We start from the raw sequence: 21,951 nt of genomic DNA on the forward strand, positions 1-21,951 counted from the left end.
TTGTAACATTTCCTGTTTTCTCCCAAGATTCATCCACTAATTATGACATCCCATACTATATACCTTTATAAACTCATTCGCAAACTATTCTATCTCCAATTTTGGTACATATTTCACATGACAAAATAATGTTATTTAATTATATTGCTCACCTTACATTCCCCTGCTTCAACTAAATCTTAAAGTCATTACATCTCTTCCATACATGAAAAATCCTCATGTTCACTAATATTATATTTGAATAATTATTCATTTACCCCCACCAATGGTGTTATGTTTTCTCGACAAAAAAACTCGCTCTAAAAAGAGCGAGTTTTTTCATTATATATTATTGACCTTTGTACATTGCATCTACTTGTTTTTGAAGTTCTTCATTTTCTAAGTACTCATCGTAAGTTGCTTCTTTATCGATTACACCGTTTGGCGTTACTTCGATAATGCGGTTTGCAATTGTTTGTACGAACTGATGGTCATGAGATGTGAATAACATTGTACCTTTGAAAGCAATTAAACCGTTGTTTAATGCAGTGATAGACTCAAGGTCTAAGTGGTTCGTTGGATCGTCAAGTGTGATTACGTTCGCACCACTTAACATCATTTTAGATAACATACAACGAACTTTTTCGCCTCCAGATAATACAGAAACGTTCTTCTTAACTTCTTCACCTGAGAATAACATACGGCCTAAGAAACCACGTAAGAAGCTTTCTGACTCATCTTGTGGAGAGAATTGGCGTAACCAATCAACTAAGTTATAGTCACTGTTCTCAAAGTATTTAGAGTTATCTCTTGGGAAGTAAGATTGAGATGTTGTGACACCCCATTTGAATGAACCGCTATCTGGCTCCATTTCACCCATAAGGATTTTAAATAATGTTGTCATCGCGATATCGTTACGACCGATAAATGCAACTTTATCACCTTTATTTAAAGTGAAGTACACATTATCTAACACTTTTTCGCCATCAATTGTTTTAGAAAGGCCTTCAACAGTTAATAAGTCATTTCCTATTTCACGCTCAGGTGTGAAGCCAACGAATGGGTAACGACGTGATGATGGTCTAATATCATCTAATGTAATTTTATCTAATAATTTTTTACGAGAAGTTGCTTGTTTCGCTTTAGATGCGTTTGAGCTAAAGCGTGCAATGAAGTTTTGTAACTCTTTTACTTTCTCTTCTTTTTTCTTATTAGCATCTTGTGTTAATTTTAAAGCTAATTGGCTTGACTCATACCAGAAGTCATAGTTACCAACATAAAGTTGAATTTTACCGAAATCAAGATCAGCCATGTGCGTACATACTTTATTTAAGAAGTGACGGTCATGGGATACAACGATTACTGTATTTTCAAAGTTCATTAAGAAGTTTTCTAACCATTGAATCGCTTTTAAGTCCAAGTGGTTGGTAGGCTCATCTAGTAATAGAATATCAGGTTTACCGAATAATGCTTGAGCAAGTAATACTTTTACTTTCTCTGCACCAGTCAATTCTGATAATTTTTTGTCATGAAGATCTTCACCAATACCAAGACCTTTTAGAAGGATTGCAGCTTCTGACTCAGCTTCCCAACCGTTAAGCTCAGCGAACTCACCTTCAAGTTCTGCAGCACGCATTCCATCTTCATCACTAAAGTCTTCTTTCATGTAAATAGCATTTTTCTCTTGCATTACTTTGTAAAGTTGCGTGTGACCCATAATTACTGTTTCTAATACTGGGAACTCTTCATATTCGAAGTGGTTCTGTTTTAATACTGCTAGACGCTCACCTGGCGTAATATGTATATCACCTGTTGATGGTTCAATTTCTCCAGATAAAATCTTTAGAAATGTTGATTTACCAGCACCGTTTGCTCCGATTAAACCGTAGCAGTTACCTGGCGTGAATTTTATGTTAACATCTTCAAATAATTTGCGATCCGCGAAACGCAAACTAACGTTACTTACTGTAATCATTTGTGTCCTCCTACTAATACCGCTTATTTCAGCGTTTTCTCACCTATTGTCTTAAAAAATCGCATATTACGACTCAATTATTGTAGACTATAGCTATTATATAGTAGAAGCTGGATGAATAGCAACGGTTGATTACTATTCATCCCTTTTCTATCTTGAATAAAATGTACGTTTTTAACGAAATAATATTATATAGAAGCATATTTCATAATGAACAGAGATATGAAAGATGAAAAATTCGCAAAATATAAAGATGTGATGGACAAATTTATTAAATAAGAAGAATCCCCTTTTAAAAGGGGATTCTTTTACTTTCTTTTACTTAATTTTTTCGTATAATTCTTCATTTTATTCGTTAACCCTATTAACGCAGGTATCAATATTGGCATCACAATAATAGCTAATAATAACAGTGCAACACCAACAACAGATGCTACTTGTATAAGCGTCAATACACCTGAAGGGATTAATGCAGCAAATGTACCACCTAAAATAAGTGCCGCTGATAATACGACTCCTCCTATGTGACGAGATGCATTTACAATTTTCGTTGCTGGGTCCCCCTCTAGCTCATTGTATCTCATCATTACGAAAATGCTATAATCCACACCTAAAGCGACTATCATTATAAAACTAAAGAATGGTACATTCCAGCTCAATGACTCTACGTTTAGTATGTGTGTACTAATTTGTTCACTTATACCAAGTGATGCAAAATAAGCTAATATTAAAGATCCAATAATGAAGATTGTATTTAAAAATGACCGTGTAATAACGAGTAATACAACCGCAATTCCAATTAACATAATTGTAGCTGTACGTAAGAAATCTTGGCCCGTTACTTCTTTTAAATCAACGTTTCTTGCTGTTGTACCGCCGATCGCTTTTTTTGTTGATTTTAATTCTGTACCATTTAATGTACCTTCTATCGTTTTATTAATTTCTTCAATGATTGGCATCGCTTCTTTTGAATACGGATTTACGTCTAAAATGATTGTCATTTTAGCAGCCTTTCTATCATGTGACATGTACGTATTCAATGCTTTTTGGAAATCTTCTCCCTCTAAAACTTCTTTTGGAATATAAAATTTCTCAGAGCTTTTTGATTCATTCAATTCTCCTAAATATTTCTGAGCATCCCCTAGTCCGTTACTTACCTTTTCGAGCCCTTCTGTACTTTTAGATAATCCTGATTGTAATTGCCTCATCTGTTCTTGCAAGTCTTTCAGCCCGGTTAATAACTGGCCTTGCCCATCATTTATTTTTGTTAATCCGGTTTGTAACTCAGATGACTTGTTCGCAATTTGTTTAGAACCTGAAGCACCTTCATCTAATCCATTTTTAAGATCAGCTGCTCCTTTTTGTAATTTAGTAACTCCATTGTTCATTTCTTTTAAACCGTTATCCACTTTCAATAACGATTGATTCGCTTCTTTAAATGAGCCCATCGCCGCTTTATGATGCGTTGCTAATTGATTTAATTCATTTGAAAGCACACCTAATTGCTTCTGAGCCTCTTTAGCAATTCCTATCGTTTGTAGTATGTTCGGATCATTTGCTAATTCTGGTTTCGTTTGAATAAAATTGGTCATTAACACTTCAATTTGTTCATAACCTTTTTTCGCACCATCAATGGCTTGAGAAATACTTCCGAAGTATTGATCGTAAGAGCTTAAACCTTTTTCTAACTGTGCATAACCAGCATGAAGTTGTGAAGTTGCATTAGATAAAACATTTATATTTTCATTTACTGAAGTTAATCCACCCTCAATTTGTTGCGCACCTTGTGCTCCGTCATTTATACCACTTGATAGTTGATGTAAAGCTGTTCCTAATGCCGTTACACCGTTTTTCGCTTCGTTTGTTCCATCAATTAACTTTTGAACGTTTGCAAGACTATTTGAGTCTTTACTACCCATTTTATCTTTCGCAGCAGTTAACCCATCATTAATGTCCTTTATACCACCATTGGCATCTCCTAACCCCGTATTTAGTTCTCCAGCTTGTTTATTTATATATAGTTCTTTTATCCTTTCCCCAGTTGGACGCGTCGGTGAATATACTTCTGACACACCTTTCACTTTCAAAATCTTATCAGTTAGTTCATCTAAAGTTTGAAGAGAACTCGCCTCGTCTAACTTGTTATCCGATTGAATGACTAACGTACTTGGTGAAGAAAAACCAGGTGGAAAATGTTCTTCTATTACGTTAATCCCCTTTTTCGATTCATATTTATTATCTACTTCAAATAAATCATTGTAATTTAGTGTGTTAGAATATTTCATTAGGAAAGGAATCGATATCACAAATACAATGATTAAAGCTGCGAATGGTCTTACTACTGAGTTTTTCGCAAGAAATCCCCATAAACGACTATCCTCATGACCTTTAAATGTTTTTACTGGATAAAACATTCCTTTTCCTAAAAGCACCATAAAAAATGGATTTAACGTAGTTAATACGAGTAATAATACTGCGACACCAATTGCTACGGCTGAAGTAGATTGATATAATTTAAAACTCGCTAAAGCAAGAGATGCAAAACCAATTAGTACTGCTATCCCACTATATAAAACGGTTTTCCCTGCCGATTTAAACGTTTCTTTCGTAGCTAAAAATGCATTTTCTTGTTTACTTAATTCTTCCTTAAACCTTGTATATAATAAAATGTTATAGTCTGTTCCAACCCCAAACAGGACAACAACTACAAACACTTGTGTAAAGTTAGAAAACGGAAAATTAAATTGATCTACTAGATGGGCAATAATCCCCATTGAAACTAAATATGATACACCCACTGTAAGCAGAGAAACGATTGGAACAATTGGTGAACGAAATACAATGATTAATACAACTAAAATGAAAATGATAGAAATAACTTCTGTCTTTTTCACTCCCTCTTGAGAGGATGTAAGAAAATCACCCGCTATTAAATCACTTCCTGTTAAGTACGTTTTAACTCCCTTCGGTTTAATTTTATTATGAAGCCCATTTGCAATTTTTGATATTTCACCATGTTTTTTATCTACAGAAATTTGCGTTAAAATGGTCGTATTGTCTTTAGATATCAATTGTTTTTCCAAGTCTTTATTATCTAAATGTGAAACAACTTCCTTAATTCCTAATTGCTCTTTTTCATTTTGTAAAGCGTTGATTGTTTTTATTATTTCATCTTTTTGCTCAGTTGTTAAAGCTGCTTTACTTCCACTATTAAAAACAGCTATAACATCATATTTTTCTGTCCCGTCTTTATCCATCTCTCTTATCATTTTGTCAGCGATACTACTTTGCTCTGTATTCGGAATCGTAATATGCCCTTTTTCTTTCACTAATTTATCCATATTAGGCATCGTTACGATCATTGTAATAGTAATAACTATCCATAATAGAAAAGATAAACTTCTCCAATTTTTTAGCTTACTCATTTTAATCATCTCCCGTTTTGAAAGTATAATGTTAGTTCCGGAATGAATATTCATTCCTATTATTTTGAAACTATTTTTAGGAATGAACGTTCATTCCTATCATTCTATTGATTTATTCTATAGACCCTATTAAACTAATCTTTTCCGGAATGAATGTTCATTCCTTTGGTTGCACAAATACCCTCTCCTACTTTCATTTTTTAAATCTATTTAGGAATGAATATTCATTCCTGTCCTTATAAAGCTATAGAATCAAATGATTCTAATAGCATTCCAAGAGCTTTCTTCCAATTCTTTTACTAACTCTTTCGAGTATTCTAATTGCCCTGTTGCAATTACTTTCGTTAATGCTTCTAGCGGCTGATATACAATAATAATTAAAGCAACTGGAGGCAATGGACGAAGAAAACCTTTTGCGATTCCATCTTCAATAATATTCATAAAGAAGCCTATAAAATCGTCAAATATTTTCTTACTTTGTTCATCAAGAAAATAACTGTCACAGTGAGAATTTGTAAATAAAAAAGCGTCCACATTGTTTCTCGCAAATTCAAATAAACGGTTGTACGTATGACTAAACTGTTCACGAATATTTGCTTCAACAGGAAAATCTGTTTTTATCATTTCAGAAAGCTCTAACATACTTTTTGAAAATAATGAGTTAACTAGTGCCTCTTTATTTTCAAAATAGCGATAAATAGTACCCGCACCGACTTTTGCCTTTTCAGCGATCATTGGAATTGTCGTACCATCGTAACCACGCTCTGCAAAAAGTTGCATCGCAGCATCAAAAATATCCTCTTGTTTGTTTTTAGCCATTTTTTCCACCTCTATTTTTAGGAATGAAAATTCATTCCGTTTTTAATTATAAATTACAAGGACTAAAAGTCAAGTGCGTAACTACGTATAGTTGCAATTTTAATCCCTTGTTTGTGAATCAATTTATATCAGCGGTTTTTAGAATACATCGACTTACCGACAAAAACGAGAACCAAAGAGAAAACCGTCCCAAATTTTGTTTGGGACAGCCCCATTTCCTATTTAAAGCTTAAAAGAAATCATAAATAAAAGCTTTACGTACTGGAACTATATTCTCAAATGCTTGTATTTCCTCTTCGCTTCCGCTAATGAATTCTAGTTCATTAAGTTCTAACGGACGCTTGTAGCCAAACATTATTGTAGATAATGCGTTAATATCCAGCTTAATTCCTTTATCTATTGTTTCCTCTTTCATAATTGTTATTTCATGATTCGCAAGCCTCACTGATACGTTGTTCCACGGAGCAAATGCGTCTGTAATGTGTAGAATCACTTCTTGCTGTACATTGTTCCAGCTCAACTCATATTGTTTTAAAAACTGCTCTACATCTACAATTCTTCCCATAAAATATGGTTTTATTTCTGTCTTCACGCGTGGCTCTTGCAATGAATATAACAACGGTTCGTTTTCACTTACTGTCATTTCAAGTTCTTTAATCATAGAATCATGCTGGCAAATAAAGTTCCACAGACCATTTCGTGCTTCATTACGTAGTGGTACAAATTCTTCTACTGTCATTTTATAGTTTTCTATTTTGTATAACATGTAACCTGCTGCCCTTTTATTTTCATCATAGTAAATCGCTAATGTTAAATCATCATAAACCGCTTGTAACCACCAGTTCTTCTCTCGAACTAGCATACCTGAAAAACGTTCTGCAAATACTTCATAGAGCTTTTCGACCTCTTCTGGATGCTTTTCTTTATTGAAACGTTTCACAGTACCATTCACTTGTTTTTTCATCACTAAATCGCTCTTAGTCATATGACATGTGACTAAATTCGCACAAAGTTCCCAGCCGTATTTACGGTAAAATGAAACAGCAAATGGATGTAACATAGAGACTGTATAGCCATCTTTTTTCATCGTTTGAAGTGAATATTGAAGTAGCTCTTTTACATACCCACTTCTTCTGTACTCTGGATACGTCGCTACTCCTGCAACGCCACCCATTTTAAATTTTTCTTTACCTATGTAAATATGAAACGGAATAAGATGTAGTTTTGCTGCTAAGTCTTCCCCTTCCATAATGCCGTATATTTCATGACTTTCCTTCATCTTTGTAAGTTGCTGCTGTAATCGTTCCTCATCTACTTTATATTGAAAAGCGTATTCTGATAAACGTAATGCTTCTCTGAACTTATCTTCTTTTAATTGTATGACATTCATATAATTCTCCTCCATTCCCTGTTTGAATTGTATCATAATTCTTACTTTTGCAGTTCGGTAAGTGAAATTACAAGGACGTTTTAACAAAAAAAGCAGATACATCACGTATCTGCTTTCCATCCTTATTATTTAGCTAACTTTTGAAGTTCATCAAAGAATGTAGGATATGATACACCTACGGCTTCTGCACCTTCAATAATTGTTTTTCCTTCTGCCAGGCAGCCAGCAATCGCAAGCATCATTCCGATGCGATGATCACCATAACTATTTACTGTATTGCCTTTTAGAGCTGATTTTCCGTAAATGATCATGCCGTCATCAGTTGCTTCTATTCGAGCTCCTAGTTTCGTTAACTCAGCAACGACTGTATCAATACGATTTGTTTCTTTTACTTTTAATTCGTGTGCATCTCTAATAACTGTAATACCTTCTGCTTGTGTTGCCGCTAAAGCGATAACTGGAATTTCATCGATTAGTCTTGGAATAATATCCCCACCAATTTCAATTCCTTTTAATGAAGATGTTTCAATCGTAATGTTTGCAGCTGGTTCTGATGCGCCTTCGTTAATCGGCTCTACAGTAAATGTAGCACCCATTTTCTCTAAAACATCAATAATACCTGTACGAGTTGGATTCATTCCTACATTTTGTAATACTAGTTTACTATTTGGGATGATTGCACCTGCTACTAAGAAAAATGCTGCTGATGATACGTCACCTGGCACTTGAATGTCTGTTGCTGTTAATTTTTGTCCACCTGATAGCTTCACTGTTTTCCCTTCGCGAGTTACTTTAACACCAAATGCTTCAAGCATTCTTTCCGTATGGTCGCGTGAAATATGTGGTTCTGTAACAGCTGTTACACCTTCTGCACGAAGACCTGCAAGTAAAATAGCTGACTTTACTTGTGCACTTGCAACAGGAGAAATATATTCAATTGCTTTTAAATCTCCGCCACGTATTGTTAGCGGTGTAAATGTTCCTTCTTCTCTGCCGTCAATGTTTGCACCCATTTGTTTTAATGGGTTTGTTACACGCTTCATCGGTCTTTTTGCGATAGATTCATCACCTTGTACGCAAGAGAAAAATGGTGTGTTAGCTAATATACCTGACATTAATCGAATTGTTGTACCAGAATTACCAACATCTAATACAGCTTTCGGTTCTTGTAAACCTTCTAATCCTTTACCAACTACAGTAACTTCATCACCGTTTTGCGTAATTTCTACTCCCATTTCTTTAAAACATGAAATAGTACTTAAACAGTCTGCACCGGACAAGAAACCTTTAATTGTTGTTTTCCCTTCTGCAATCGAACCGAACATAACAGCACGGTGTGAAATGGATTTATCACCTGGGATTGTAATATTGCCATTCAATCCGTTATTAACAGGTTGTATTGTTCTTTCTTTCACGTTTTTCACCTTCTCATTTAAATTGTTTCATAAGTTTGGTATTCTTCTTCTCCAAGCGCTAGCTTTGCTTTCATACGATCTTCTTCCCTTTGGAAGCTAATACGTAATACCCCAAGCAGTCCTTCACGCGCTTCTAATATTTGCAAGTTCGTAATACTAATTTCCTCGCGCGCTAAAATACTCGTAATATGAGCCAATGCCCCCACCTTATCTAATACATCAACGTATAAGTCGTGATAAGCAGGAATTGCACCACTCTTTCTTACTGGTAAAGAATCACGGTATTCTTTCGCATCTGCAAAATAGTTTTGAATCTCGCCTGCATCTCCAGTAGAAACTGTCTTATATAAACCTTCCATTTCAGAGATCCACTCTTTTAATAATACCATTAAATGCTCTCGATTTTGCTTTACAATATCACTCCACATTTTCGGACTACTAGATGCGATACGTGTAATGTCTTTGAAACCTCCAGCAGCTAGTTGATGAATGAGCGGATTATCTCCTGCATGCTTCTCAACTTGCTTTACTAAACCTGCTGCGATAAGATGCGGGAAATGACTAACGATCCCTGTTACATAATCATGTTCTTCTGTATTTAAAACAAGAAAATGTGATCCTGTTCCTTTTAACCATACTTTAAGGTCTTCCACTTGTTCATTTGGTACATGATTCATCGGTGTTAAAATGTAAAATGCATTTTCAAATAAATGCGCCTTTGCGCTTTCAACTCCCGTTTTATGAGAACCCGCCATCGGATGTCCCCCAATGAAAGAAACTTCCTTTGAAAATAAAGCTTCCGCTTCGTTCATAATAGACCCTTTTGTACTACCAACATCAGTCACTATAACATCTTCTCGTAAACGGAATGACGCAAGTTTGTGTAATAACTTCTTCGTTTCTTCAACTGGAGAAGCAAAAACAATTAAATGTGCCTCTTCACATGCATGTTGTAAATCAACTGCTATTTCATCTACTACGTGTAATTCTTTTGCACGCTCTACTTGCTCTTTAAATATATCATAACCTGTTATCATTACATCGTGCTCTTTCTTAATTGCTAATGCGAGAGAGCCTCCTATTAAACCTGTTCCAATTAATACTACCTTTTTACGCATTTGCCTCATCTCGAGACTTACTTTTTTTATTTTCAAAGTGTTGTTTTAACACTGAAATCACTCCTTCATTTTGCTCCCTTGTTCCAACTGTAATACGGACACCATTTGGGAATGGACGAATAATAAACCCTGCATGTGCGCAAGCTTCATAAATCTCTCCAGCATTATCTACCGGTAAGAAGATGAAATTAGTTTGTGACGAATAAAATGGTATACCGTTTTCCTTACAGAAACTCTCGTATTGCTGTAATCCTTCTGTATTCACGCGAACTATTTCTTTAATAAACTCGTCATCACTAAAAGCAATTGTAGCTGCTTTTTGCGCTAATGAAGATACGTTAAATGGTAAACGTACAACATTTAATTTCTCAATTAGCTCTTCCTGTCCGATCGCATATCCAACGCGGAAAGAAGCTAATCCGTATGCTTTAGAAAACGTTCTAAGTACAAGAATGTTTTTATGTTTTTCTAAAAGCGGTAATGTCTCAGGGAAGTCTTTTGCTGTTACGTATTCATAGTACGCTTCATCAATGACAATTAACGTATTTTCACTAATGCCTTCAATAAATTGAGTTAATTTTTGCTCATTCACATATGTGCCCGTCGGGTTGTTCGGATTACAAATCCATACGATTTTCGTATTATTATTTACCGCTGACGAAATTTCGTCTAAATCGTATACACCTTTATTTAAAGGAATTTCTTTCACTTCACAGCCTTCAATAATCGCATGATGACGGTACTGCGGGAATGTTGCACCTGCTGTTACAATGTTATCTCCCGCTCGTAATACGGCGCGGCTTATTATTTGAATGATTTCATCTAAACCACTACCACAAAGTACTTGTTCCATTTGCACATGCAACTTATCTGCGATTGTTTGACGGAGCGTTGTAGCACCTCCGTCAGGATATAAAGAATGTTCCAACCAAGATTTTTGCAACTCTTCTAAAACTCTCGGTGAACAACCGAATGGATTTTCATTCGATGCTAATTTCACAAACGAATGATCTCCGTACACTTCTTTCATTTGTTCTGGTGATTTACCTGGTTTATATGGTTGTAATGATGATAGTTGATCCTTTACTTGCACGTTAAACCCACCTTTTTATTAAAATTCTTTTGCGTAGTTATTGTGTTGCATAATGTTTTGTTTTAATAATTCCATACGATCTTTTCCGAATTGTTCGACTAGTGCATCTGCAAGTTCCCATGCCACAACAGATTCAGCTACTACACCCGCTGCTGGTACTGCGCAACTATCAGATCTTTCAATACTCGCTTGGAATTCTTCTTTCGTATCAATATCAACGCTTGCTAACGGTTTGTATAAAGTAGGAATTGGCTTCATAACGCCTCTTACGACAATTGGCATACCTGTTGTCATACCGCCTTCTAAACCGCCGGCATTATTCGTTTTTCTCGTGTATCCTTTTTCTTTATCCCACAGAATTTCATCATGCACTTTGCTTCCAGGTTGTCGTGCCGCTTCAAAACCTACGCCAATTTCAGCACCTTTAAATGCATTTATACTCATAATTGCACCAGCAAGTTTTGCATCTAATTTACGATCGTAATGAACGTAACTACCAACGCCAATTGGCATACCTTCTGCAATGACTTCCACGATGCCACCGATTGAATCTCCACTACTTTTTGCGTTGTCAATCGCATTCATCATTTCTTGCTCTACTTCTTTATCTAAACATCGAACTGGTGAGTTTTCAGTAATTGTTTGAATTTCTTCAATTGATAAGTTTGAAATATGTTTTGCTTTTACTCCACCAATTTCAAGAACATGTCCTGCAATTTCCACGCCTAATTCGCTTAAAATTTGTTTTGCAACTGCACCAGCAGCTACACGAACTGTCGTTTCTCTTGCAGATGAGCGCTCTAATACGTTTCTTATATCACGATGACCATATTTAATTGCTCCATTTAAATCCGCATGTCCGGGACGTGGTTTTGTAATTGTACGTTTCATGTCTTTACTTTCTTTTTCCGAAATTGGCTCGGCACCCATTACTTTCGTCCAATGTTTGAAATCATCATTTTTTACGATTAACGTAATCGGTGATCCAAGTGTCATCCCGTGACGAACACCACTTACAATTTCAACTGTATCTGTTTCAATTTGCATGCGTCTTCCGCGTCCATGACCTTTTTGTCTTCTTAATAATTCTTTATTAATATGTTCCGCCGTAAGTGTCAAACCTGCTGGTACACCTTCTAAAATAACTGTTAACTGCGGTCCATGTGATTCTCCAGCTGTAATGTATCTCATTTCTCTTGCCCCTTTACTATTTTTTTGTACAAAAAAGTCCCTACTGAGCGCTCAGTAGGGACGATGTTTATCGCGGTACCACCCTAGTTGTAGACAACTGTCGTCTACCTCTCTTCTTCTTTAACGATCGTTTGACCGTCTTCCCCTCCATAAGTTGTCGGGAAAGATGCTCCAAGGCTGTAATTCATGCTTACCTTTGTACTGATTCACACCGACCATCAGCTCTCTTTAACAGTGAGATAAGCACTACTGTTTCCTCTTCAATGCATATATGATATGGAATTAAGATAATTTATTTTTGAAACCTTTTAACTCATCCATGAATCTATGGAATTCTGGAATGTCCATTTGTTGTGCAGAATCTGATAATGCAACTGCTGGATCTGGATGCACTTCAGCCATTACTGCATCGGCGCCAATTGCAAGTGCCGCTTTCGCTGTTGGTAATAATAAATCTCTGCGTCCAGTTGAATGTGTTACATCAACGATAACTGGTAAATGTGTTTCTTTCTTTAAAATTGGTACTGCAGAAATGTCTAATGTGTTACGTGTTGCTCTTTCGTATGTGCGGATACCACGCTCACAAAGAATAATTTGATCGTTGCCTTGCGCAATGATGTATTCCGCTGCGTTAATGAACTCATCAATTGTTGCTGCTAATCCACGTTTTAATAATACTGGTTTGTTAACTTTACCTACAGCACGTAATAAATCGAAGTTTTGCATGTTACGTGCACCAACTTGAATTACATCAACGTAGTCTAATGCCATTTCAACATCGTTCGGATTTAAAATTTCACTAATAATTGCTAAGTCGAACTCGTCTGCTACTTGACGTAAAATTTGAAGTCCTTCTACTCCTAAACCTTGGAAATCGTATGGAGATGTTCTCGGTTTGAATGCACCGCCGCGCATTAATTTTAAGCCTTGATCTTTCATCGCTTGCCCTACTTGACGAACTTGCTCTAAGCTTTCTACTGCACAAGGTCCCATGATGAACGTTTGTGCTCCGTTTCCAATCAATTCACCTTTTACATCAACGATTGTATTTTCTTGTTTCTTTTTACGTGATACTAGTAACGCTTTGCGGTTATCATCTTCTTGTAACTCTAAGCTTGCTTTGAAAATCGTTTTGAAAATATGTTGAACAGTTGATGTTTCGAATGGTCCTTCGTTATGCTCTGCGATCATATCAAGTACTTCACGCTCACGTACTGGATCAAAGCGTTTCGTACCTTGTACTTGCTTTTGCTCTCCAATTTTTTGAACAATTTCACCACGTTTGTTTAAAAGGTGTAATAGTTGTAAGTTAATTTCATCTACCTGTTTACGTAATTGATCTAATTCATGATTTGCCATTTGGAAATCCTCCTCTAATGTTTTAAAAGTATAGTAAGAGAATAAAAGATTCTCTATTTTCTGAACTGGTTAATTATACAAATTTATAGTGGAATCGATACCTCTTCTTATTTTAAACTAATAATTCGTACAAAGACATGAACTACTAGTTAAAAACCCACTTTTTTGTACAAAAAAGCCCTACTGATGCAATCAGTAGGGACGATATTTATCGCGGTACCACCCTAGTTGTAGACTTCTTTCGTCTACCTCTCTTCATTGTTAACGATCATCTGACCGTCTTTCCCTTCATAAAGACAAATACTATCTTTACTACGAAAAAGATGCTCCAGGACTGTAATTCGCTCTTGTTTTTGTACTGGTTCGCACCAACCACCAGCTCTCTGTTACAGGGAAACAACAACTACTGCTTTTCCTTTCAATGCATGACTATTTTATTTTCAAGTTGGACCACTAAAATACAAAAAGTCCCTACTGAATAAATCAGTAGGGACGATATTTATCGCGGTACCACCCTAGTTGTAGACTAACTTTCCGTCTACCTCTCTTCACTGTTAACGATCAATTGACCGCTTTTTCCTCATAAAGACAAACTATCTTTATTACGAAAAAGATGCTCCAAGACTGTAATTCATGATTATCCCTGTACTGGTTCACACCAACCACCAGCTCTCTGTTACAGTAAGACTAACCACTACTGTGATCTCTTCATTGCACTTTGTTTATTCAAATGTTTTTGAAATTGAATAAGTATGATTCGTATTATAGAACGCTTTTTAAAACACTGTCAACAACTTTTTATATATTTTTTTAAAATTCCACTTTCATCCTATACTTCTTTTTGTAAATCACCCATTACAATTCCTATGCGAATTATTTCATTTTCTAGTAAATGTAAAACATATTCCTCTACTTCATACTGAACTAATAATTCTTTTATTTGTATGATTTCTTTTTCAAATAAAACGGCTTCGTGACATGTTTGTAGTAAAATAAAAAACACATTTGCAAACATTTCTTTATGCGCTTTCATACTTTCTTTTTTATGAAGCATTTCAATCAATAACTGCTTCATTTCCTCACCTGTACATTTACCATGTACACTTGAAAATGCACGAGACATAATACATAATCCTTTTTCTAATATTTCATCCATGTATAAGATAATACGTAAAAGCATTACATATTCTCTCGCAGTTATCTCACCCATTTTTGGTCGTTCTCGTAAAAATACACTGAGCCAAGCTGTCCAAAATTTTTGTTGTTCTTTTACGCTTAATGTTTTGACGTAATAGCATAAAAACTGCATAAATTTAATTTTATTTTCTTCATTTTCTAGTATGAGTAAAGGGTATAACCACTCTGTTTTTTGCTCCCAATATAGTACACATTTAATAAATACAAAGCTAAGCCACTTCAAGAAAGCTTCCCTCGTATGCGGATGTAATACTTCCAAATGTTCTATCGCATACTTAATAAAACGCTTCATTTCTGTAAATAAAGGTAAATTTATTTGCGTGTAACATAAACCAGCCCATGCATATTCCGTAATTTCATTTTGTTTTTTTAAATCTAAGTATGGTAACAAATATTTTCGGCACCATTGCTTTTCAATATGATATAGAAATGTAATATCTGCTATTAAACGAGCAAACATAAAGTTTGTTCGTTCCAAATTAACTCTTACTTGTTCTTCAAATAAAAATAAATATTCATATACATTACGATCGTATAAATGATCATATGATAACAACTTTAATAATACAGCCGTCATTTTCCCAACAGGATGCTGAATTGATTCATTGTAAAAATCTTGTTTTCCAAGCTTAAAATCCGTATCACTCTTCATAACTTGAGGAAACACTGAAAAAGCAAAGCGTTTTACAACACGTATACTATTCTCTTCTAACTCTTCTAGTCGATTACTAATTTCATATAGAAAACTACTAATTAACCAATGATAAGCAGTATTTCTAACAAATTTCTGCAATAGCGGAATAATTTTTTGGATTTGATCATTTGTCAATCCTCGGTTATTTCGCCATTCTCTAATACAAACAAACCATACTTCATTACTTATTTCTTGCACTCCTACTAATTGATATGCGAATGAAATACTCCACTCTGTATTCAATTTACATGCTTTTGATAACATCTCTAAAAAATGGCGTTGTTCAAAAACACCATCTTGCGAAAATTGCCGAACTTGCTTCATAATTTCAACATCTTTCAGCTGCAATAATCCGTCAGCTGTTACATTACAAGTAATGCTTTGCGCTGTATCCTCTTTCTTTTGTACACTGTATCGTTCAGAATGAAAATGAGGATGCTTTTGCTTCATTAACTCATACCCATTTGCCGTAGATGGACTATTTGAATCACACTTGAATAATAAGTCTAATACGAGACATGCATCAAATACCCTCTCTTCTGTAAGATGCTTTATTACAGTTCGAGTGACTTCTTCTTTTGTTTCTTCTAAACAATGTGCATAATGCCTTTTTAAAAGTTGAAAAACTTCGTGTTTATAAGTGAAATCTAAAAGAAGTCCTTCATGTAACAACCATTTCATTTTGTCATCTACACGAACAAAAATATTTTTATTCATCGCGTCAATTGCAATTCGCTTTTGAAGTACACTATTTGCTTCTATCATTTCTGTAATATAATAATCCGCTTTTTTCTCATTGTTTTCACATAAATAAGTTAGACACTCTTTTACAATTTGTATTAAAAATGCAAGATCATTTTGATGAAAATCTTTTTCTACATCTTCCTTATTTCTTTTTTTCAGTGCCGTTTGTCTTAACGACAACATTCTCAATTTTTCTAATCCGATCATCATAATTGGAACAGCATAATGGGTGATATATGGCCTCATCTTTTCGTTCCAAATTTGCTCCACATGAGAAAATGTAGATACTGGTAAGCGACTCGATTCCTCGAGTTCTATTGATTCTTGCGTATCATTTCCCCATTTTCTTACACGTTTCAACTTCAGTTTTCCATCTAAAATAAAAGTTAGTAACAATAAGGCAATTTCCTTATGCTCAGGAAAAGAACATTTTTGCAGTAACTTAGAAATCTTTTCTATAGAGCTACTATCTTTTTCAGCTGTTTCTAATAAAAAGAGTGTCCATCTTGCAAACAACAACGGATCCATCTTACTCTTCGTTTCGTTTAAGTAGTTACAAATCGTTCTCCATAATAACGGTGATATTTTAGAATAGTTTTTATAAATTAATTGAAATAATTCTTTCTGATGACTAAAAAGAAATTGTTCCACTAACCATTCTGCAAGTAATTCATCTACTTCATTATAGTTTGGCGTAAGCATAAACAAATTTTGTAATTTACCTTCTGCTTCTAACCATTCGATCCATTCATAATCATGAGCAAATTCCACAAAGTAACGAACTGTTTCAATTTTTTTAATTGATTGCTTTATGTATGATAATTGTTCCTGTTCTACTGACGGGGGAACCGTTACAATATCCCGAATACGCATTCTTTTCGTAATATAATTATCGCCCATTAATTCCGCCCAGCGTTTTACCGCTTTTACGAGGGATTGATGATTATTCACTTTATTCGGATACACAATTGGTCTTATCCCTAAATGTTCCCAGTGGTACGTATTTTCCCCTTGTGCGACAAAAGCAAATCGTCTTGTACTTGGTGGTAAACCAGTTGCTAAATATTTCATTACTGGGTCATTATGACTATATCCAACGAATAAAACGGTGTAATTCGAGAATAGATCGACTAAAAATCTTCTCGCCCACCCTTCGGTTAAGTAAGCCCTTCCAAAATCACCGTCTGTTAAAATTAAAGCCTCTTTCTCCTGTTCTACATTACCATGTATATAAGCAAGACCTTTAAATGCTCTCCCAGTCGGTAAAGCTGGAGCATAATAAACATTGATATCTCTATTTATTTCCTTAATTGCAGTTGTAAAATGTTGATCAAAATTTGTTGTTACAATGCGGATATCTGTATCTAAAGGAAATAACCTTGGAATTGCAAAATGCAATGGATTCGGTTTTGATTTCTCTATATGAACAAGATCTCTTGCAACTTGATGTACATCTTTTGTTTTTGCAATTTTACCAAGATAATAATCATGTGGTTCTGTTATTTCACGTTTTTCGACATATAACGTTTTTGCAATTGCATCAACTAAATCATCAAAATTCGGTAAGTTTGATTTCCCTTTCATAGAAACTCCCGCTCCAACAAATAACACTAACTTTCCTTGCTCAAGGTGATCGATTAACTCATCTGGAATTTCTACTTCTGAAGTAATCCACATCCTGGATTCCCCCTTACCTAAAAATGTCATACACTCTCATTTTACTATAACATTTTTCCGTTGTTTTTATAATATTTAGACTAAATTCCGAACATGAAAAAGTTTTACGTAAATAAATCCGTTACAATGTATGAACTCCAGAATTTATTGAAAAACTATGTATAAATCGGAGGTGTGAATTTTGAATGATTTCACAGTAGTGCTTATCAAGTTTATATCGTGCATTATCGCATTTAGCATTGGGCTTGCTTTATTTTTCCCTGCAACGTTTGTTCAAATTATTTCATTCAGTCTCTTTGTTACAATCGTATCCTACATGTTCGTTGATAAAATCATTTTAAATCGAATTGGCAATACTGGTGCCATTATGTCGGATTTCTTATTAACATATTTAAGCGTATGGATTTTCGGTAATATTTTATTAGACAACTATATGCAAATTGCATGGGGCAGTATCCTTTCTGCCATCGTCTTCACTTTATCTGAAGTAATCGTTCATCGCTTCTCTAACTCTCATACAAGGCACAACAATGATAACATTCGTATTAATCGCCGCTTTGCATATGGTACGGAATTTGCTGAAGAACAAAATATATTGGATAAAGACAAGAAGAAGTAACATTTTAATGCAGGAGCACCCTTTTTAATTATGTGGTGCTCCTTTTTTGTATATTTTCATTATGGTACGTGAAATTATATAAACGATTATTTCAAAATATCGACTTACCGACAATATTTGACGCTTTTTTCTAATAAAAAAACTACCTCTTATTTAGAGGCAGCCACTTTCAAGTCTTTTAATGCAACAACATCCGCAAACGCTCCCAATACTGCGTTATGATGTTGCACAATATCTTCAGCACGTAACACTTCTGTATTAAATGTACTATGCGCATCACTCACTAACGTTACTTTATATCCTTCACTACATGCTCTGCGCGTTGTCGTATCTACACAATACTCTGATTGCATTCCCGAAAGAATAACGTGTTCAATTCCTTTCTCTTGTAACACTTCGCTTAAGTTTGTCTTATGGAATGAATCTGGCGTCGTCTTTTCAACAATATTATCTCCTTCTTGCGGAGCGATGGCCGCATGGATTCGCCATCCATCCGTACCTTTTTCTAACGGATGGTCTTTAGGACCGTTATGTTGGACATAAATAATTGGGATATCATTTGAACGACATTCCCCAATAAGCTCTTGCAGTGTTTGTAAAAACTTTCCCCCATTATGTACTGGCATTCCAGCTGTATACATACCCGCTTGCACATCAATTACGATTAACGCTTTTTTCATTTCGCACAGCTCCCTTCGTTTATATAAGCCATTGCATATTCATTATAATTGTTTGTATTCCATCATCCAACAATCTTCTAATTTCCCCTCATGCAGCTCATGTTCCTTTAAAATCTTTACTTTTTTAAATCCGCATTTTTCATAACACTTTATCGCTCGTTCATTATTTACTTTCGGATCCATTGCGATTGCTTCTGCTCCCATTTCACCCATAATGTATGTAATTGCTGCCTGAACGAGTTTTTGTCCAATTCCTTTTCCCCAATAGGCTGGTTCACCGATAAATTGGTCCATTCCCCATACATTTTGTGATTCTTTATAGCCATATAACGCTTTCCACTCTGAATCAACTGGGTACATTTGCATGTAACCAATCGGAACGGTATCAAATTCTATTAAACATCTTTTTTCATTACTGTTTGGATTATGTATAAAATGATCAAGCACCTTTTCTACAGACTGCGGATTATCTCGTCCTTCGTAATACCGCAGGACTGCTGGGTCCGTTAACCATTTAGAAACGATAGATGCATCATCTTCCATTACGTATCTAATCAATAAACCTTCTTTTTGAAAAAGCATATTATACCTCTATTATTCCTTTATATTTTTTCTTGATGTTATATCTTTCATTGCACCTACTAATGCATATGGTAGTAATGTAATCGCAAAAAATGCTGTAAATACGTTAAATTGCGGGATTGTATAGAGTGTGAACCATTCAGTAAAAAATTGAGAATTTAATATTCTATTAAAAAACTCTCCGCCTGGCCTAAAGTTTGGTGCCCACGCAGTTATTTCACACAAAATAAAGTGAAACTTTAATCAGTGGGGGTTTTGTTCATCCCCCACTGATTATTAGTTGAACCATTCGGGCTTTTACGGGCAGTTGATCCCCCACCTAACTTCTTCGCTTTCGCTGAATTTTGAGGTGGGGGTCTTACTGCCCGTTAATGCGGGATAAACAGTAACTGAACAATAAAAAATGCCCCTAGATAACGAAACCAAGTCCGTTTCCATATAGGTCGTGCATTTTTTAATATATCCCCCATCTAACCCCCTCCTTAAATATCCGTCATATTAATTATACACTTTCCTCACTTTATTTGTTAAAATTTTCTATATAATTAATACTGTTGGGGGGAATACATTATGTCTAATCCTATATTTACATCCACTTTAATCATTCTTAGAGGAAACTCCGCAAGTGGTAAAACAACGATTGCAAAGCAACTACAAGAACATTTCGGACAAGGTACACTTTTAGTATCACAGGATGTTGTGCGTAGAGATATGCTTAGAGTACACGACACAATGGGGAATTTATCACATGATTTACTATTTGAAATTACAAAGTACGGAAAAGGAAAATGTGAATTTGTTATTTTAGAAGGTATATTGAACAGTCGTAGGTATGGTGAGATGTTAAAAGAATTAATTCGTTATTTTGATAAAAATGCATTTACATATTACTTTGATTTATCATTAGAGGAAACTATTAGACGACATAACACAAGGGACAAACGACATGAATTTGGTGAAGATTCCCTACAAAAATGGTATAATCCGCACGATACAATTGAGGTTTCCAGAGAAACTATTTTTACAGATAACTTTACGCAAAAAGATATATTTGATGCGATTCTTAATGATGTTGCGATACAAAAACAAGACTAATATAATATGTTAGTCTTGTTATGTACTTTGTGTTTCCGTTTTTATAATTGAACAATCTTTACATAAATAATAGTATATATTCATTTCCCCAAACTGGAAATCAACTACTGAAATAAGTTCACGTTCCTCGATATCTTGTGTAATTGTAGCAACATACTATTCTTCTCTACTTCTCAATAACCTTCTGTTCTACTTCCTTACCTCATTCTTAATAGTTTTTCTAAACATGATACAATTTTTATGTTTTATTACAGTTTTATTAATAAGTCATTTAAGAATCCTATTATACTTCCACTAAAAAAATAAAAGCCAGCCTCAATAAAGAGAACTGACTTCTATTTAGATCATTATAGTTACTATAAAATTTTTACTTTAACAGTTTTTCTTCCCCAATTCATAGCTTTACTTTTTGACCCCATTAATACATCAATACGATTACCTTTAATTGCACTTCCAGTATCACCAGCGATAGCTTCTCCATAACCTTCTACCCATACTTTAGATCCTAATGGGATTACTTTCGGGTCAACTGCGATAATTCTCATATTCGGATTTGCCGTTAAATCATGCCCCATCGCAGTTAAAACGCGTCCACCATATGTACCATTTTCACTTGGATCAGCAGTATACGCTGTCGCTACTACCGTTAATTCACGTTTAGCAGACTGTATATTGTTTTTTGATACTTCTTTCGCTCTCTCTTCTTCTTTAGCTTTTGCTATTTCTTGCGCTTTCTCTTCTTCTTTGGCTTTTGCTATTTCTTTTGCTTTCTCTTCTTCTTTAACTCTTGCTATTTCTCTTGCTTTCTCTTCTTCTTTGGCTTTTGCTATTTCTTTTGCTTTCTCTTCTTCTTTAGCTCTTGCTATTTCTCTTGCTTTCTCTTCTTCTTTAGCTTTTGC

15 protein-coding genes, 2 pseudogenes and 3 other annotated features are annotated in these 21,951 nt (G+C 34.9%); of the genes and pseudogenes, 2 read left to right on the forward strand and 15 right to left on the reverse strand.

All coding sequences use genetic code 11. The features are described 5' to 3' along the window. Positions 1-328 precede the first annotated feature (328 nt). The 10 genes from CN409_RS08805 to CN409_RS08855 all read right to left on the reverse strand — a co-directional run bounded on the left by CN409_RS08805 (position 329) and on the right by CN409_RS08855 (position 18,076). Positions 329-1,954 (reverse strand): ABC-F family ATP-binding cassette domain-containing protein, encoded by a 1,626-nt coding sequence (locus CN409_RS08805; RefSeq protein WP_000633860.1) that lies wholly within the window; start codon positions 1,952-1,954, stop codon positions 329-331. Between the two features lie 308 nt (positions 1,955-2,262). Further along, positions 2,263-5,379, reverse strand: a complete 3,117-nt coding sequence (locus tag CN409_RS08810; protein WP_141527699.1) for an MMPL family transporter — start codon at positions 5,377-5,379, stop codon at positions 2,263-2,265. A 252-nt stretch (positions 5,380-5,631) separates the two neighbouring features. Then, positions 5,632-6,198, reverse strand: a complete 567-nt coding sequence (locus CN409_RS08815) for a TetR/AcrR family transcriptional regulator (RefSeq protein WP_001107300.1) — start codon at positions 6,196-6,198, stop codon at positions 5,632-5,634. Positions 6,199-6,427: 229 nt separating this feature from the next. Then, positions 6,428-7,588, reverse strand: coding sequence for a GNAT family N-acetyltransferase (locus CN409_RS08820; protein ID WP_140161801.1), 1,161 nt, complete (start codon positions 7,586-7,588; stop codon positions 6,428-6,430). 125 nt (positions 7,589-7,713) lie between these two features. Further along, positions 7,714-9,003, reverse strand: coding sequence for a 3-phosphoshikimate 1-carboxyvinyltransferase (aroA, locus tag CN409_RS08825; protein WP_044782816.1), 1,290 nt, complete (start codon positions 9,001-9,003; stop codon positions 7,714-7,716). A 17-nt stretch (positions 9,004-9,020) separates the two neighbouring features. Then, positions 9,021-10,121 carry a prephenate dehydrogenase gene (gene tyrA / locus CN409_RS08830; RefSeq protein ID WP_001228126.1) on the reverse strand — a complete coding sequence of 367 codons (1,101 nt, stop codon included), beginning with the start codon at positions 10,119-10,121 and terminating at the stop codon, positions 9,021-9,023. Next, positions 10,114-11,214: a histidinol-phosphate transaminase gene (gene hisC / locus CN409_RS08835; protein ID WP_044782817.1), complete on the reverse strand. Its 1,101-nt coding sequence runs from the start codon at positions 11,212-11,214 to the stop codon at positions 10,114-10,116. The genes tyrA and hisC overlap by 8 nt, the downstream gene beginning before the upstream one ends. An 18-nt stretch (positions 11,215-11,232) precedes the next feature. Next, positions 11,233-12,405: a chorismate synthase gene (gene aroC, locus CN409_RS08840; protein ID WP_001269426.1), complete on the reverse strand. Its 1,173-nt coding sequence runs from the start codon at positions 12,403-12,405 to the stop codon at positions 11,233-11,235. A 53-nt stretch (positions 12,406-12,458) separates the two neighbouring features. Then, positions 12,459-12,678 (reverse strand) — a binding site (T-box leader). 9 nt (positions 12,679-12,687) lie between these two features. Further along, positions 12,688-13,764, reverse strand: coding sequence for a bifunctional 3-deoxy-7-phosphoheptulonate synthase/chorismate mutase (locus CN409_RS08850; RefSeq protein WP_001273573.1), 1,077 nt, complete (start codon positions 13,762-13,764; stop codon positions 12,688-12,690). A 194-nt stretch (positions 13,765-13,958) separates the two neighbouring features. After that, positions 13,959-14,195: a binding site (T-box leader), on the reverse strand. Positions 14,196-14,249: 54 nt separating this feature from the next. Further along, positions 14,250-14,485: a binding site (T-box leader), on the reverse strand. 108 nt (positions 14,486-14,593) lie between these two features. Next, positions 14,594-18,076 (reverse strand): DUF4020 domain-containing protein, encoded by a 3,483-nt coding sequence (locus CN409_RS08855; protein WP_141527700.1) that lies wholly within the window; start codon positions 18,074-18,076, stop codon positions 14,594-14,596. Between the two features lie 181 nt (positions 18,077-18,257). Here CN409_RS08855 and CN409_RS08860 point away from each other — a divergent pair, with 181 nt between their 5' ends. Then, entirely contained in the window at positions 18,258-18,695 is a 438-nt protein-coding gene (locus tag CN409_RS08860; protein ID WP_000997702.1) for a YndM family protein, read from the forward strand. A gap of 149 nt (positions 18,696-18,844) precedes the next feature. Here the strand turns inward: CN409_RS08860 and CN409_RS31375 are convergent, their stop codons facing one another. The 4 genes and pseudogenes from CN409_RS31375 to CN409_RS32170 all read right to left on the reverse strand — a co-directional run. Then, the gene (locus CN409_RS31375) at positions 18,845-19,375 is read right to left on the reverse strand and encodes a cysteine hydrolase family protein (protein ID WP_000709533.1); all 531 of its coding nucleotides are present in this window, start codon (positions 19,373-19,375) and stop codon (positions 18,845-18,847) included. A 42-nt stretch (positions 19,376-19,417) separates the two neighbouring features. Beyond that, a complete protein-coding gene (locus CN409_RS31380) occupies positions 19,418-19,957 on the reverse strand; it encodes a GNAT family N-acetyltransferase (RefSeq protein WP_000898780.1) in 540 nt (179 codons plus the stop codon). Between the two features lie 12 nt (positions 19,958-19,969). Further along, a pseudogene (locus CN409_RS08875) lies at positions 19,970-20,188 on the reverse strand (YfzA family protein); the annotation flags it as partial. Positions 20,189-20,343: 155 nt separating this feature from the next. Continuing rightward, positions 20,344-20,427, reverse strand: a pseudogene (locus CN409_RS32170) (YfzA family protein); the annotation flags it as partial. A gap of 100 nt (positions 20,428-20,527) precedes the next feature. Between CN409_RS32170 and CN409_RS08885 the strand changes: the two are divergent. After that, complete coding sequence (locus CN409_RS08885; protein WP_000070084.1) at positions 20,528-21,052, forward strand: kinase; 525 nt, start codon at positions 20,528-20,530, stop codon at positions 21,050-21,052. 356 nt (positions 21,053-21,408) lie between these two features. On the opposite strand, the gene CN409_RS08890 is transcribed toward CN409_RS08885, so the two are convergent. Continuing rightward, positions 21,409-21,951: 3D domain-containing protein (locus tag CN409_RS08890; RefSeq protein ID WP_240518624.1), on the reverse strand; the 543-nt coding region annotated here is incomplete at its 5' end.

This window comes from Bacillus sp. AFS012607 (assembly GCF_002558005.1).
GTDB classification, from domain to species: Bacteria; Bacillota; Bacilli; order Bacillales; family Bacillaceae_G; genus Bacillus_A; species Bacillus_A thuringiensis_S.